Origin of the sequence: Falsiroseomonas sp. E2-1-a20, assembly GCF_051433195.1 — a bacterium.
Lineage (GTDB): Bacteria > Pseudomonadota > Alphaproteobacteria > Acetobacterales > Acetobacteraceae > Falsiroseomonas.
In genome coordinates this window covers 34,689-49,001 of sequence record NZ_JBHMFT010000004.1, presented here as the reverse complement: position 1 = coordinate 49,001, position 14,313 = coordinate 34,689, and the positions used below count along the sequence as shown (strand labels likewise).

Genomic DNA, 14,313 nt, shown 5'->3' with positions numbered 1-14,313 from the left:
ATGGCGATGTCGGGCGGGTCTGTCGAACGGGTGCGCGCGGCGCTGGCGGCGGCCGGGCATGCGGATACCATCTCCGCCTTTCCGGACGGCACGCGCAGCGCGGCGGAGGCCGCGGCGGCGGTGGGCTGCGACGTGGCGCAGATCGCCAAGTCCATCGTGTTCCGCGCCGCTGCCCGACCGGCGGAGGGCGATGCCCGGAGCCGTGAATCGGCCAGCATGATGCCTGAGAGGCCGGTGCTGGTTGTTGCCTCCGGCGCCAACCGCGTCGACATGGCGAAGGTCGCGGCGGCGCTGATGTTTCACGTGAAACGCGCGGATGGCGCCTGGGTGCGGGAGGTGACGGGCTTCGCCATCGGCGGCGTCGCCCCACTCGCCCATCTGACGCCGCCGGCGGTGGTGCTGGACGAGGACCTGTTCCGGTTCGACCGCATCTGGGCCGCCGCCGGATCGCCCATGCATGTGTTCGAGACGACGCCAGCGAACCTGCTGCGCCTGTCCGGCGGCCTGCGCGCCGATGTGCGGGAGGCCGGCTGATGCTGCCCGTCACCGCGATCTACGCCAGCCTGCTCGCCTTCGGCTTCATCCTGCTGAGCACGCGCACCATCGCCGCCCGCCGCAGATACGGCGCATCCCTCGGCACGCCGCACCGGATGGTGGAACGCGCCGTGCGCGCCCATGGCAACTTCGCCGAGCACGTGCCGCTCGCGCTCATCCTGCTGGCCTTGTGCGAGGTGAACGGTCTGGCCGGCTGGGCGCTCCACGCCCTCGGCCTCGCGCTGCTGGCGGCCCGCCTGGCACATGCGCACGGCATATCGCGGGAGCCGGAGCTCAGCGCCTGGCGCGTCTTCGGCACCAGCCTGACCCTGACGGTGCTGGGCGCCGCCGCCGCCGCCGGATTGGGGCTGGCGGCGGCCGTGATGGCCGGGCGCTAGGGCCGTTTCACCTGCGCCATGCACAGGTGAAACGGACCTAGCTGTTGATTTGGCGCATTTTCCGAGCCGTCAGGCGTATCCGCCTGACTTGAAAATGCTCTATGTCCGGCACCACGCAGGCCTGCCGCTACCCCGCATTCTGCGGCGTCACCCCGGCGGCCCGCGCCGCGGCGCCCCACTTCTCCATCTCCGCCTGCACCAGCGCCCGCGAGTCCTCGGGCGAGGAGGTGGTGACGGCGGCGCCGAGCTGGTTGTGCCGCGCCACGATCTCCGGCCGCCGCAGCGCCCCGACCACGCCTTCGTTCAGCCGCGCCAGCAGGGCCGGCGGGATGTTGGCCGGGCCGATCACCATGCCCCAGGTCGAGGCCTCGAACCCCGGCAGCAGCGCTTCCGCCAGCGTCGGCACGTCCGGCAGTTGCGGCGCGCGCGTGGCGCCGGTGGTGGCCAGCGCCTTCAGCGCGCCGGACTGGATATGCGTCAGCGCCGCCGGCACCGTGTCGAACATGATGTCGACGCGGCCCGAGATCAGGTCCGGATGCGCCTGGGTGCTGCCGCGGTAGGACACATAGGTCAGCTCGATCCCCGCCTCCTTCGCGAAGATCACCGGTGCCAGCCGGACCACGCCCGCCGTACCGGCAAAGGTCAGCTGCCCCGCCGGCTGTCGCTTGGCCAGCGCTACCAGCTCCGCCGGCGTGTTGGCCGCAAAGCCGCGCGCGGCGCACAGCACCAGTGGCGTGCGCGTGGTGAGCGAGACGAAGCTGAAGTCGCGCATCGTGTCGAAGGGCAGCCGGTAGAAGGCGGCGTTTACCGGATGCCCGACCGAAACCAGCCCCAGCACATGCCCATCCGGCGCCGCCTTGGCGACGATATCCGTGCCGATCACGCCATCCGCCCCGGCCCGGTTCTCCACCGGCACCGGCTGGCCCCAGGTCGCGGCCAGCGGCTCCGCGATCAGGCGCGCCGTGATGTCGGACACGCCGCCGGGCGTGTAGGGCACGATCATGCGGATGGCGCGGTTCGGGAAGCCGGCGCCCTGCGCCTGCGCGCGAGCGGACAGCAGCAGGGCGGGCGCCGAAAGCAGCACCGCGCGGCGGATCGGATTCATCCTGGTCTCCTCCAAGCGGGTCTGCGCCCGCCGGTCCAGGATGCGCGCGGTGAACACGCCGGCGGAACCCCGCCCGGCACCGGCGGGCTGCGCAACACTTCGGGATGCGCCGCGGGATCAGGGGCAGGCGCGGGGTGGCGCGGCGGCGAAATCCAGGAAGCGGGCGAGGCAGCCGCCGAACAGGGCGTCGAACGCCTCCGCCTGCAGACCGCCATGGCCGACCGGCGCCTCCGGCCGGTCCACCACCAGCCCGGCCACGCCCAGCCGCGCCGCCGCATCGCGGAACAACGCGGCGCGCGCCGTCGGGTCGGGGTCCCAGGCATCGTCGCGGAACAGCAGCAGGGCCATGCGCCGGGGCGCCGCCGGGCTCGCCACCTCCAGCGCCCGGGCGAAATCCGCCAGGGCCTGGGCGCGACGCTCGGCGCGCGTGCCATGCGCCGCGGGCGCGGCCAGCACCACGGCATCCGCCAGCCCCGCCTGCCGCAGCGCCACCAGCGCCACGAAGGCCCCGCGGCTTTCGCCCACCAGCACCACGCGCCGGTAGCCACGTGCCCGCAGCGCGGCGGTGCCCTCCGCCAGGCGTTGCGCGCCGTCCTCCAGCGGGTCTCGCCCGCCGGTGCGGTCGAACCGCCACAGCGCCCAGCCCGCCACCGACAGCCGGTCCATCCAGGCCGGCGGCGGCGGGGCGGGTCCACCGGGGGCGTAGGGGTGCAGCCAGACGGCCGCGCCCGTGGCCGCGCCGGGCGAGGCTGCGTCCTGGCCCGGCACCGCTGTCAACGGGCCCGCGGGTTGCGCCGCGGCGGGGCCCGCCAGCAGAAGCGCCAGCAGCAGGCCCGCGAGCCTCATTCCACGGGCGGCAGGCAGGCGGCAGCGAGCTTCCGAAAGGCGGCGGCGCGGTGGCTGATGGCGTGCTTCGCCTCGGCCGCCATCTCGCCGAAGGTCTCGCCTGCGCCCTCCGGCACGAACATCGGGTCGTAGCCGAAGCCCTGTGTGCCACGCGGCGGCCAGACCCATTGCCCATGCGCCTCGCCGAGGAAGCCCTCGACATGACCATCCGGCCAGGCCAGCACCAGCGCGCAGGAAAACCAGGCCCGCCGGTCCGCCGCATGCCGCGCCAGTTTCTCGACCTTCGCCATAGCCATCGCGTAGTCCCGGCCGCCCGGCGTCTCCGCCCAATCCGCCGTCCGCACGCCCGGCGCGCCGTCCAGCGCGGCGACGGAAAACCCGCTGTCATCCGCCAGCGCCACCAGCCCGCTCGCCCGCGCCGCCGCCAGCGCCTTGAGGCCGGCATTGCCGAGGAAGGTTTCTTCTGTTTCCTCCGGCTCCGGCAGCCCGAGTTCCTTGGCGCTGACGATGGAAATCCCATGCGGTGCCAGCAGCGCCGCATTCTCCCGCACCTTGCCGGCGTTGTGCGACGCCAGCACGATGCGCGTCGCCTCGAGCCGCCGATGCGTCATCCGCGGATCGCCACCTTCTGCATCTCGAACAGCTTCGTCGTGCCGGCGCGCGCCAGTCCCATCAGCCTGAGCAGTTCGTCCTCGGAGAACGGCGCACCCTCCGCCGTCGCCTGCACCTCCACCACGCCGCCGGTGCCGGTCATGACGAAGTTGCCGTCCGTCTCCGCCTTGCTGTCCTCGGCATAGTCGAGGTCGAGCACCGGCGTGCCCTGCCAGATGCCGCAGGACACCGCGGCCACCTGGTCGCGCAGCGGCACCGTCTTCAGCACGTTCATCTTCACGCAGTGCTGGAACGCCAAATGCAGCGCGACCCAGGCGCCGGTGATGGAGGCGCAGCGCGTGCCGCCATCCGCCGTCAGCACGTCGCAATCGACGGTGATGGACATCTCGCCCATCGCCTTGAGGTCCGTCACCGCGCGCAAGGACCGCCCGATCAGGCGCTGGATTTCCTGCGTGCGACCGGATTGCTTGCCCTTCGCGGCCTCCCGGTCGCTGCGTGTGTGCGTGGCGCGCGGCAGCATGCCGTATTCGGCGGTGACCCAGCCCTGGCCGGTGTTGCGCAGGAAGGGCGGCACCCGCGTCTCGACGCTGGCGGTGCACAGCACCTCCGTCAGGCCCATGCGGATCAGGCAGGACCCCTCGGCATGGCGCGACGGGCCGGGGGTGAGGCTGACCTCGCGCAACGCATCGGCGATGCGGCCGGAGGGACGGACGAAGGGGGCTTTGAAGCCGGCGGGGAAATCGATCATGGGCGGCGGCGTATCACGAGGAAGCAAGACGGGGGAGTGAACTCCCCCGCGCCCCTCCTTTTTTCGGCTATCCGCCTGCCTTTTCGTGGGCGAACTCCGGCACCAGCCCGCCCAGCCGCGCCAGGGCGCCCGCCGAATCCCCCGCCCCGGCCAGCGCCGCGATCTCATCGATCGCCCGCCCCATCACCTCCGCATCCGTCGTGCGCGGCACCGCCACCAGCAATCCAGGAAAATTCGTCGGCTGCGGCGGCTCCTGCCCGTGGAACAGTTCCTCGAACAGCTTCTCGCCCGGCCGCAGCCCGGTGAAGCGGATCTCCACATCCTCCTCCGGCCGCAGCCCCGCCAGCCGGATCATGCGCCGCGCCAGGTCCACGATTTTCACGGGCTCGCCCATGTCGAGCACGAAAATCCCACCCTCCCGCAGCTCCTTCGGCTGGTCGGCGCGGTCCGTCGCGCCCACCACGCTCGCCTGCAGCACCAGCCCCACCGCCTCCCGCACCGTCATGAAGTACCGCCGCATATCCGGGTGCGTCACCGTCAGCGGCCCGCCGCGTTCCAGCTGCCGGCGGAACAGCGGCACCACGGACCCGGTGGAGCCCAGCACGTTGCCGAAGCGCACGGTCACCAGCCGCATCCCCGTCCCGCTCGCCCGCGCCATGCGGTCCAGCGCCTGGCAGTACATCTCGGCGACGCGCTTGGAGGCGCCCATGACGCTGGTCGGGTTCACTGCCTTGTCGGTGGAGATGAACACCATCAGCGAACACCCTGCCGCCCGCGCCGCATCCGCCACGACCCGCGTGCCGGCGGCATTGGTCAGCAGCCCCTCCAGCGGGTCGTTCTCCACCATCGGCACGTGCTTCAGGGCGGCGGCGTGGAACACCAGCTCCGGCCTTATCTCCCGGAACAGCCGGCCGATCCGCTCGGCGTCGCGCACATCGGCCAGCACGGCGCGGCGCGGCACGTCCGGGTGGCGCTCGCGCAGTTCCAGGTCGATCTCGTACAGCACGTATTCGCCGTGATCGAGCAGGGTCAGGCTCGCCGGCCCCAGCGCCGCCACCTGCCGCGCCAGCTCCCCGCCGATGGTGCCGCCGGCGCCCGTCACCAGCACGCGCCGGCCCTGCACCAGGCGCGCCATGCCCTCCCGGTCCAGCGGCACCTGCGGGCGGTCCAGCAGGTCCTCGATCTCGACCGGTCGCAGCCGCACGCGCTGTTCCGACTCCGCCCGTTCCCCCGGCCGCCGGCTGGCGGGGCCGAGCGCGGTCGGCCGTGGCGCGCGCTTCACCGGCACGCCGTGGCGGTCCGCCGCATCCAGCAGCCGTTGCAGGTCGCTGCCCTGCATCTGCGGTGTCGCCAGGATGATCTGCGCCGGCAGCCGCCCTTCCTCCCGCAGCCCATCCAGCACGGCGGCCGCATCCTCCACCGTGCCGAGGATCGGCAGGCCATGGATGCGGCGCCCCAATTGCCGGGCGCGCTGCGACAGGATGCCCACCACGCGGTAGGCCGGGCTGCGTTGCTGGGCGAGCGCGCGGATAAACAGGTCGGCCCCTTCCCCCGCGCCGACCAGCAGCGCCGGCTGCGCCGGGGTTTCGCTCAGCGGCCCGGCGCGGCCGGCATGCTGCAGGCGGGCGGCGATGCGCGGCGCCGCCAGCAGCGCCGCCAGCACCAGCGCATGGATCACCGGAAACCCGATATTCCCCGAATGCCAGGCGCCACCGAGCCGAAGGCCCGCCGAGAACAGCAGCGCCCCGCCGGCCGCCGCCGCGGAACTCGCCAGCAATTCGGGCAACGAGGCGAAGCGCCAGTACTGCTGCGGCAGCCGCAGCGGCAGCCCGGCCAGCAGCAGCGCCGCCACCGCCCAGGGTGCCGCGCCGAGCCACCACAGCCCCGGCGGCCAGGCGCCGGGCGCCGCCAGCCACACGGCAACCGGCAGCGACAGCGCCGCCACCAGCCCGTCCAGCCCCAGATTGAGGAGAATGCGATCCCGCGCCGATGCCGCCATGCCCTCTCCATAGCCGCGCACCGGCTCCGCCGGAAGGCGAGCCGGGGCTCAGGAACCGCCTGTGCCCCTGCCGGGTTCGACGCCGCGGCCGGTTCATGGCAGTTTCCGGCGCGGCATGAAGGGTGCGGGGGACAGGATGGCCGAAGGCAGGCTGGTGATCGGGACCAAGCGCTACTCCTCCTGGAGCCTGCGCGGCTGGCTGATGGTGCATCTCGCCGGCCTCGACGTGACGGAGGAGCTGATCCCCCTCGCCGGCGGCGGCAACACCCAGGCGATCAAGGACATCTCCCCGAACGCGCTGGTGCCCTACCTGGAACACCGCGGCGCCCGCATCTGGGAAAGCCTGTCGATCGCCGAGTACTGCGCGGAAATGAAGGCCGACCTCTGGCCGCGCAACCGCAGCGCCCGCGCCCATGCCCGCAGCATCGCGGCCGAAATGCATGCCGGCTTCCGCGCCCTGCGCATGGCCATGCCGATGAACCTCGGCCGGGACTTCGCCGGCCATGGCCGCAACCCGGAGTGCCTGGCCGACATCGCCCGCATCGAGGCGATCTGGGCCGAGGCGCTGGCGCAACACGGCGGCCCCTTCCTGATGGGCGACACATTCGGCCTGGTGGATGCGATGTACGCCCCCGTCGTCGCGCGCTTCATCACCTGGCAGCCGGAGATTTCCGCCACCAGCCGCGCCTATTGCGACGCCGTCCGCGCCCATCCGCTGGTGGATCGCTGGTACCGGGAAGCCGCCGCCGAGCCCGCCGAATGGCTGCTGCCGAAATACGAGAACCCAGGCCTGTGACCGTCGCCACCACCCTCGACCACCTGGGCCTCTGCACAAGCGACCTCGGCGCGCTGACCGCCGCCTGGGACCGCATGGGCTTCGCGCTGTCGCCGCTGGCGCAGCAATCCGGCAAGCGCACGCCGGGCAGCGCCACGGAGCCCTTCGGCACCGCCAACCGCTGCGCCTTCCTGGAGCACGGCTACATCGAGCTGCTTGGCCTGGTGGACCCGACGCTGTTCGCCAACGGCCTGGACCGCTTCCTGGCGCGCTACACCGGCGCGCATATCTGCGCCTTCGGCATCCAGGACGCGGAGGGCAACCTGGAGCGCCTGCGCCGTGGCGGCCTGGATATCCCCGGCATCGCCTGGCTGGAACGCCCGGTGGAAGCTGGTGGCCCCACCGCCCGCTTCGCCCGCCTGCCCTTCCCCGACGCGCCCGAGGGCCGCATCCAGCTGGTGCAGCACCTGACGCCGGAACTGGTCTGGGACCGCCGCTGGATGGGCCATGCCAACGGCGCCATCGCGCTGGAGTCCGCCATCCTCGTCGCGGAGAATCCGGCCGAGGCGACCGCCCGCCTGTCCCGCCTCACCGGCCAGCCGGCGCGCCCGGACCCGCTTGCCGGCTTCGTTCTGACGCTGCCGGGCGTCGCGGGCGGCGCCGGCCCGTTCTCCCCGGCGCTGCCGACGCATCTGCGCATCCTGCCGCCCACGGCGCTGCCGTGGGTCCTGCCCGGCGTCACGCCGCCGGCACTGCCCTTCCTGGCCGGCATGGTCCTGCGCACCAGCGACCAGGGCCGCGCCGCCCGCGCCGTGCTGGCCGGCCTGCCGGTGGTGGAGGCGCCGGACGGCGTCATGGTGCCGCCCGAACACGCGGGCGGCGCGGCGGTGGTGTTCGCGTGACGACCGCCGCCGCCATCCGCCATTCGCTGCGCACCTACTACACGCCGGGCCGGGCCGCGGTGCTGGATGCCTTCCACGCGCGCTTCCTCGGCCCCGGCGACCTCGGCTTCGATGTCGGCAGCCATGTCGGCGACCGCAGCGCAAGTTTCCTTCGGCTTGGCGCCCGCGCGCTGGCGGTGGAGCCACAGCCCCGCCTCGCCCGGCTGCTGCGCCTGATGTACGGCCGCACCCCCGGCTTCACCCTCGTCTCCGCCCTGGTCGGCGACGCCCCCGGCACCGCGACCCTGCGCGTCAATTCGCGCAACCCCACCGTCGCCAGCGTCTCGGAGGATTTCGTCGCCGCCGCCGCGGGCGCACCCGGCTGGGAGGACCAGGTCTGGGACACCGAGCTGCACCTGCCCGTCACCACCCTCGATGCGCTGGCCGCGGAACACGGAGTCCCGGACTTCATCAAGATCGACGTGGAGGGCTACGAGGCCACGGCGCTGTCGGGCCTGAGCCGCGCCCCCCGGTCCCTGTCCTTCGAGTTCACCACCATCCAGCGCGACGTGGCACGGGATTGCCTGGAGCGGCTTTCGGCACTCGGCACTCGCGCCTTCAACGCCTGCCTGGGCGAGGACATGACCTTCGCCCACCCCGCGCCGGTCTCCGCCGCCGCCATGGCCGCCTGGATCGCAGATCTGCCGCACGAAGCCAATTCCGGCGACGTCTATGCCAGCCTGGAGCCCGCGCGGCTCATCCCCTGATCCATGCAAGCCTACGCCATCCTCCAGCACCTGGTCTTCGCCGGGGCGCTCGCCGGCCTCTCCGCCGCGACCGTGTTCCTGATGATCGCCTTCCCGATCCTGGACCACCCCAACGCCCGCAGCGCGCATAGCCGGCCGACGCCGCGCGGCGGTGGCGTCGGCGTCGTCGTCGCCTTCATCGCCGGCATGCTGGTGATGTTCCAGGGCGCCACCTTCGCGCGCCTGGCGGATGCGCAGTTCCTCGGCGTCATCTACGCCGCACTCGCCATCGCCGCGGTGGCGCTGGCCGATGACGTGCGCGACCTTTCGGCGAAGCTGCGCCTGGTGGCGCAATGCGGTGCCGCGCTGGTGGCGCTGGCCTCCGGCCTCACCCTGACGCGGCTCGCCCTGCCCTATGTGGGGGAGGTCGAGCTGGGATGGCTCGGGCTTGCCATCACCCTGGTCTGGATCGTCGGCTGCACCAATGCGGTGAACTTCATGGACGGGCTCGATGGGCTGGTCGGCGGCACGCTGCTGGTGGCGAGCCTGGCGCTGGCGCTGATCGGCGCGTTGCAGGGCGGCTGGTTCATCTACGGCGCGGCGCTGGTGCTGGCCGCGGGCTTCGCCGGCTTCCTGCCCTTCAACCTGCACCCGGCGCGCATCTTCATGGGCGATGTCGGCAGCCAGTTCGCCGGCTTCATGCTGGCGGTGCTGGCCGTCGCGGCGTCCCGCTTCGACAGCCAGGAACTGTCCTTCCTGATCGTGCCGCTGCTGCTGTTCGGCCTGCTGTTCGATGCCGGCTTCACCCTCGCCCGCCGCGCCCTGATGCGCGAGCGCCTGGCCGAGGGGCACCGGACGCACCTGTACCAACTGGCGCAGCGCAGCGGCGTGCCGACCCGCGCGGTTGCCGCCGTGCATTGGGGTTTCGCGCTGTTCCACGCGGCGCTGGCGCTGTGGTTCCTTGGCCTGCCGCCCTGGGCCAAGCCGCTGGTGGTGCTGCCGGCCCTGGCGGTGCAGCTCGCCTGGATGGGGTTCGTGATGCGGCGGATGCGCGCGACCGGGGTCGGCTGGCGGTAGCGGCGGCTACAGGCCGTGGGCTTCCACCGTCAGCGTCGCATCGCCCACCCATTGCTCGCTGCGCCGCACGGCGCCGCTCGCCGGCTCCGCCCAGAAGCGGTTGGTGAAAGCGATGCCGTCACCGGTGCAGCGTTCCGTGAGGAGGAGCCAAGCCCCCTCCGCCGCCGCCGTCATCCGGCAGTCGAGTTGCACGCCGAAGCGCAGGTCCTGCGGGCTGCGCGTGGCCCCCTGGAGATCGATGCTCCGCAGGCTCCGCGCCTCCCGTCCCGGCAGCGCGCGGGGGTCGTCCAGCGGGTCCGTTCCTTCCAGCCGGGTTGCCGCGAGCAATATCGTCGCCGGACCGGCGCCGAGGCCGGCCGTCGCGGTGATCCGCGCGCCCTGCGTGGACAGGGCCGCGCCACCCTCCGCCCGCCACAGCCGCTGTCCGCCGGCGTCCTGCAACAGCATGAAGCGGAAGGGACGCCGCGCGCCGGTCACCAGCAGGACCGGCCCGGAAGGCTCCGAGGTGACGGCCCCCGGCATGGGCGCTGCCGGCCCGCGCAGCGCATCCGCCAGCGGCGTGTCGCCGCAGCCGGCCAGCAGCAGCGCCAGCCCGCAACCGGCGAGGCTCAGCCGGTGCGGCCGCGCCACTGCACGCCTACCAGCACCGCGGCCATCAGCAGCCCGATCATGTAGGGGAACGGCACCACGCCCGGTACCAGCGCCTCCAGCATCGCCGGGAACATGATGAGCAGGCCCGCCACCACCAGCAGCGCCCGCTCCACGCCGCTCAGCGCGCGGATCAGGAAGCCCTGGCAGGCGGCGGCCAGCGCCGCCAGGCCGATCACCGCCGCCAGCAATTGCCACGCCACGTCGACCCAGCCCATGTCGCCCTCGAAGTTCAGCAACAGGCCGACGCCGGTGGGATCGGTGACGAAGATGAAGGGCAGCACGAAGGCCGGCAGCGTGTATTTCCAGGCCTTCATCGTGGTGCGGTACGGTCCCGCGCCGGTGATGGCTGCCGCCGCGAAGGGCGACAGCGCGGTGGGCGGCGAGACCTCGCTGAGGACCGCGTAGTAGAAGACGAACATGTGCGCCGCGTAGTCGGGCACGCCGAGCTTCATCAGCGCCGGCGCCGCCACCACCGCGCAGATGATGTAGCTGGCCGTCACCGGCACCGCGAGGCCGATGACCCAGACGATCAGCGCCGTGTAGATCGCCGTCACCACCACCGATCCGCCCGCCGCCTGGATGGCGATGTCGCTGAACTTCAGCCCGAGGCCGGTCAGCGTGATGACGCCCACGATGATGCCGGCGCTGGCGCAGGTCGCCGCGATGCCCACCGCCTGGATGGCGCCGGAGGCCAGCGTCTCGATCAGCTTGCGCGGCCACAGCGCCTGGTCCGGGCGGATGAAGGACAGCAGCACGGCGACGACCATGGCGTAGAGCACCGCCAGCGTCGCCGAGTACCCCATCACCATGAAGACGATGATCGCGAGCAGGGAGGAGAAGTGGAACCCGTACTTCCGCAGCATCTGCGGGATCGGCTCCACCTGGATCACGTCATCTGCCATCGGCGTGCCGCTGGCCGCGATGCGCCGCTGGTCCAGCTCCACCATGAACAGCAGCGAGGCGTAGTAGAGGATGGTCGGGATGACGGCCATCTGCAGCACGTCGAGGTAGCCGATGTTCAGGTACTCGGCGATCAGGAAGGCCGCCGCCCCCAGCACGGGGGGCGAGATGATGGCCCCAAGCCCGCCCGCCGCAAGCAGCCCGCCGGCATCGTCCGGCTTGTAGCCAACCTTCTTCATCATCGGCCAGGCGACGGTGCCGAGCGTGACGGTGGTGGCGACGCCGGACCCCGAGGGCCCGCCGAGCAGGAAGGAGGACAGCACCACCGTGCGCCCCGCGCTCGCCGCCTTGCCGCCGGTGGCGGCGAAGGAGAAATCGACGAAGAACTTGCCGGCGCCGCTGGCCTGCAGGATGGCGCCGTAGATGGTGAACAGGATGATCAGCGTGGCGGAGACGTCGATCGCGGTGCCGAAGATGCCATCGAGGCCGATGGTCAGATGCGGGATGATGCGGATGCTGTCATAGCCCTGGTGCTGCCAGGGCGCCGGCAGCCAGTCGCCGAAGAAGGCGTACAGCAGGAAGCCGATGGCGACGCAGGGCATCACCGGCCCGGTGGCGCGCCGCGCCGCCTCCAGCACCAGCCCGATCATCATCCAGCCGACGACCAGGTCCATCGGCTCGGGGAAGATGGCGCGGTCCTGCAGCTCGTCGCCGCCGGAGACCATGTACCAGATGACATAGACGCCGGCCGCGGCCAGCGCCGCGTCCCAGGGCATCAGCCGGTGGCGGAAGCGCTTCGCCGCCGGGAACATCAGGAAGCCGAGCAGCAGCGTGAAGCCGACATGGACGAAGCGCAGCGTCGTCGTCGGCACGATGTCCCACGCCGCCCACAGGTGGAACAGGCTCATCGACAGCGCGAGGCCGGTGCCGAGGAAGCCGAGCCAGCCGGTATATTTGCTGAGGGTGCCCTCCTCCTCCTCCATCAGCGCCTGCAGGCGCGCGGCGGTGGCTTCGTCGAGCACGCCGGGGGCGAGTTCGGGCGGCGATGGGCTGTGCGATGTCGCGCCGGATTGTGTCACGTCAGGGCTGCTCCGCCGGTCGAACGGGAGGTGGTCGGAAATGCGGAAAGCCGGGGATGGCTCGCGCCATCCCCGGGCTCAGGGTCCGCCGGTCTTAGGGTGCGGTTGTCAGCCGCGCCTCAGGCGAGGGTCGCGCCGCGCGCCTTCCAGAAGGCCTCGGCCGCCGGATGCCACGGAATGCCGGCCGCGGCGGTCTTCTGGCCCTCGAGCTTGAAGTCGCGCGCGGCGGAATGCACCTGCGCCCAATCCGCCCGCTTGCCCCACATCACCTCGAGGATCTTGGTCACCAGGTCTGGCGCCATGTCGTCGCGGACGCCGACGATGTTGGCCACCGACATCTGCTTGTTCGGCCTGGTCTGGCCGGGATAGGCGCCGGCCGGGATCTCCTCGGGGAAGTACACCGGGCCGTACTTCTCGATGATGCCGGGGATGAACTCATGGTGATCGATCAGCACCAGCTGCACGCCCGGGGAGGCGCCGAGGTCGGTGATGGCGCTGGTCGGATAGCCGGAGACGAAGAAGTAGGCGTCCAGCTTGCCGTCCTTGATGGCGTTGGTGCTCTCGGCCGGAGACAGGCGCTCCCGCGCGCGGAAATCATTGTCGCGGTGCAGGCCGGCACCCTCGATCAGGCGCAGGGCCATGACTTCGGTCGCCGAGCCCGGTGCGCCGGTGGAAATGCGCTTGCCCTTGAGGTCCGCCATCTTGGTGATGCCGGTGGAGGCCACGGTCACGACCTGCATGCGGTTGGTGTAGAGCACGGCGATGGCGCGGACCGGCACCGGGCGACCGCGGAAGCGATCGTTGCCGCGCACCGCATCCACCGCGGCGTCGACCTGCGCGATGACCATGCCAACGCGGTTGGCGCCGAGCAGCTGCAGGTTGGCGACCGAACCGCCGGTGACCTCGACCGTGGCCGACATGCCCGGGATGTCGCGCGACAGGTAGTTCGCGAGCGCGCCGCCGAGCGGGTAGTAGACGCCGCCCGTCGTGCCGGTGGCGATCGCCATCTGCTGCTGCGCCTGGGCGCGGGCCAGTCCGGGCAATGCAAGCACCGCGGCGCCGGCTGCCAGCCCACGACGGCTGATATTGAAGGACATGTTTCCTGTCTCCCTTGGTTATTCTGGCCCCAGGCATACAGGTGCCTCGCCGGATGGGAAAGAGTAGAGATTTGACCTGCATCAAGGTGGCGCCGGCGCGGGCCGCCTAACCTCCCGCTGGTCAACGACACGACGTTGCACCAAACCGGAGGAGCCTGGCCATGTCCCGCCTGTCCGCCCGCGACCTGATGACGACCGAGATGGTGACGGTACCGCCCGAGACGCCGGTGCTGGCGATGGCGCGGCTGCTGAGCGAACGCAGCATTTCTGCCGTGCCGGTGCTGGACCCGGCGGGCCGGCTGCTCGGCATCGTCACCGAGGCCGACCTGATCCGCCGCCTGGCCGGGGAGGTCGAGGAGCCTTCCTCCTGGCTCGCGAACCTGTTCCACAGCGCCGAAAGCGACGCGCTGCGCTTCGCCCGCACCCATGGCGCGACGGCGGCCGACCTGATGAGCACGGAGCTGGTCACCACCGGCCCGGCGACGCAGGCGGCGGAGGTGGCGCAGATGATGGAGAAGAAGAACATCCGCCGCGTGCTGGTGACGCAGGATGGCCGCCTGCTCGGCATCGTCTCCCGCGCCGACCTGCTGCGCGCCCTGGTGGCACCACGGCAGGAACCGGCGCAGCTCTCGGATGACCGCATCCGCACCGCCGTGCTGGCCGCCATGCGCCACCAGCCCTGGGCCGACACCTACTACAGCCTGGTGGAGGTGAAGGACGGCGTGGTGGAATTCAGCGGCTTCAGCCGCAGCCCCGAAGTCCAGCGCGGCCTGCGCGTGCTGGCCGAGAACGTGCCCGGCGTGAACGGCGTGCGCGACAACACCCAGCCGATGCCGGCCTACCTCTACGCGGCGGGCTGAGCCGC

General features: G+C 72.0%; 15 protein-coding genes. 7 read left to right on the top strand and 8 right to left on the bottom strand.

What is annotated here, in order from left to right:
• Positions 1–6: 6 nt before the first annotated feature.
• Positions 7–534: a YbaK/EbsC family protein gene (locus ACFHPP_RS06750; protein WP_437162501.1), complete on the top strand. Its 528-nt coding sequence runs from the start codon at positions 7–9 to the stop codon at positions 532–534.
• Positions 534–932, top strand: a complete 399-nt coding sequence (locus ACFHPP_RS06745; RefSeq protein WP_437162500.1) for an MAPEG family protein — start codon at positions 534–536, stop codon at positions 930–932. Before ACFHPP_RS06750 ends, ACFHPP_RS06745 begins: the two co-directional genes overlap by 1 nt.
• Positions 933–1,059: 127 nt before the next feature.
• Here ACFHPP_RS06745 and ACFHPP_RS06740 read toward each other — a convergent pair whose 3' ends face one another.
• From ACFHPP_RS06740 to ACFHPP_RS06720, 5 genes are all read right to left on the bottom strand, one after another.
• Positions 1,060–2,037, bottom strand: a complete 978-nt coding sequence (locus ACFHPP_RS06740) for a tripartite tricarboxylate transporter substrate-binding protein (RefSeq protein WP_437162499.1) — start codon at positions 2,035–2,037, stop codon at positions 1,060–1,062.
• 117 nt (positions 2,038–2,154) lie between these two features.
• Positions 2,155–2,883, bottom strand: a complete 729-nt coding sequence (locus ACFHPP_RS06735; protein WP_437162498.1) for a hypothetical protein — start codon at positions 2,881–2,883, stop codon at positions 2,155–2,157.
• A complete protein-coding gene (gene rdgB / locus ACFHPP_RS06730; protein WP_437162497.1) occupies positions 2,880–3,494 on the bottom strand; it encodes an RdgB/HAM1 family non-canonical purine NTP pyrophosphatase in 615 nt (204 codons plus the stop codon). Before rdgB ends, ACFHPP_RS06735 begins: the two co-directional genes overlap by 4 nt.
• A complete protein-coding gene (gene rph / locus ACFHPP_RS06725) occupies positions 3,491–4,243 on the bottom strand; it encodes a ribonuclease PH (protein ID WP_437162496.1) in 753 nt (250 codons plus the stop codon). The genes rdgB and rph overlap by 4 nt, the downstream gene beginning before the upstream one ends.
• A 67-nt stretch (positions 4,244–4,310) precedes the next feature.
• Complete coding sequence (locus ACFHPP_RS06720) at positions 4,311–6,242, bottom strand: polysaccharide biosynthesis protein (protein WP_437162495.1); 1,932 nt, start codon at positions 6,240–6,242, stop codon at positions 4,311–4,313.
• A gap of 136 nt (positions 6,243–6,378) precedes the next feature.
• Here ACFHPP_RS06720 and ACFHPP_RS06715 point away from each other — a divergent pair, with 136 nt between their 5' ends.
• Genes ACFHPP_RS06715 through ACFHPP_RS06700 form a run of 4 tightly spaced genes read left to right on the top strand, consistent with a single transcriptional unit; the run spans position 6,379 to position 9,721 of the window.
• A complete protein-coding gene (locus ACFHPP_RS06715) occupies positions 6,379–7,038 on the top strand; it encodes a glutathione S-transferase family protein (protein WP_437162494.1) in 660 nt (219 codons plus the stop codon).
• Entirely contained in the window at positions 7,035–7,919 is an 885-nt protein-coding gene (locus ACFHPP_RS06710) for a VOC family protein (RefSeq protein ID WP_437162493.1), read from the top strand. Before ACFHPP_RS06715 ends, ACFHPP_RS06710 begins: the two co-directional genes overlap by 4 nt.
• A complete protein-coding gene (locus tag ACFHPP_RS06705) occupies positions 7,916–8,665 on the top strand; it encodes an FkbM family methyltransferase (protein ID WP_437162492.1) in 750 nt (249 codons plus the stop codon). Before ACFHPP_RS06710 ends, ACFHPP_RS06705 begins: the two co-directional genes overlap by 4 nt.
• Positions 8,666–8,668: 3 nt before the next feature.
• Complete coding sequence (locus ACFHPP_RS06700) at positions 8,669–9,721, top strand: glycosyltransferase family 4 protein (protein WP_437162491.1); 1,053 nt, start codon at positions 8,669–8,671, stop codon at positions 9,719–9,721.
• Between the two features lie 6 nt (positions 9,722–9,727).
• On the opposite strand, the gene ACFHPP_RS06695 is transcribed toward ACFHPP_RS06700, so the two are convergent.
• The 3 genes from ACFHPP_RS06695 to ACFHPP_RS06685 form a co-directional block, all read right to left on the bottom strand.
• Complete coding sequence (locus tag ACFHPP_RS06695; RefSeq protein WP_437162490.1) at positions 9,728–10,351, bottom strand: YjbF family lipoprotein; 624 nt, start codon at positions 10,349–10,351, stop codon at positions 9,728–9,730.
• Entirely contained in the window at positions 10,330–12,351 is a 2,022-nt protein-coding gene (locus ACFHPP_RS06690; RefSeq protein WP_437162489.1) for a TRAP transporter permease, read from the bottom strand. The genes ACFHPP_RS06695 and ACFHPP_RS06690 overlap by 22 nt, the downstream gene beginning before the upstream one ends.
• Before the next feature lie 119 nt (positions 12,352–12,470).
• Positions 12,471–13,448 (bottom strand): TAXI family TRAP transporter solute-binding subunit, encoded by a 978-nt coding sequence (locus ACFHPP_RS06685; protein ID WP_437162488.1) that lies wholly within the window; start codon positions 13,446–13,448, stop codon positions 12,471–12,473.
• A gap of 161 nt (positions 13,449–13,609) precedes the next feature.
• On the opposite strand from ACFHPP_RS06685, the gene ACFHPP_RS06680 reads away from it, so the two are divergent.
• A complete protein-coding gene (locus ACFHPP_RS06680; RefSeq protein ID WP_437162487.1) occupies positions 13,610–14,308 on the top strand; it encodes a CBS domain-containing protein in 699 nt (232 codons plus the stop codon).
• Positions 14,309–14,313 lie beyond the last annotated feature (5 nt).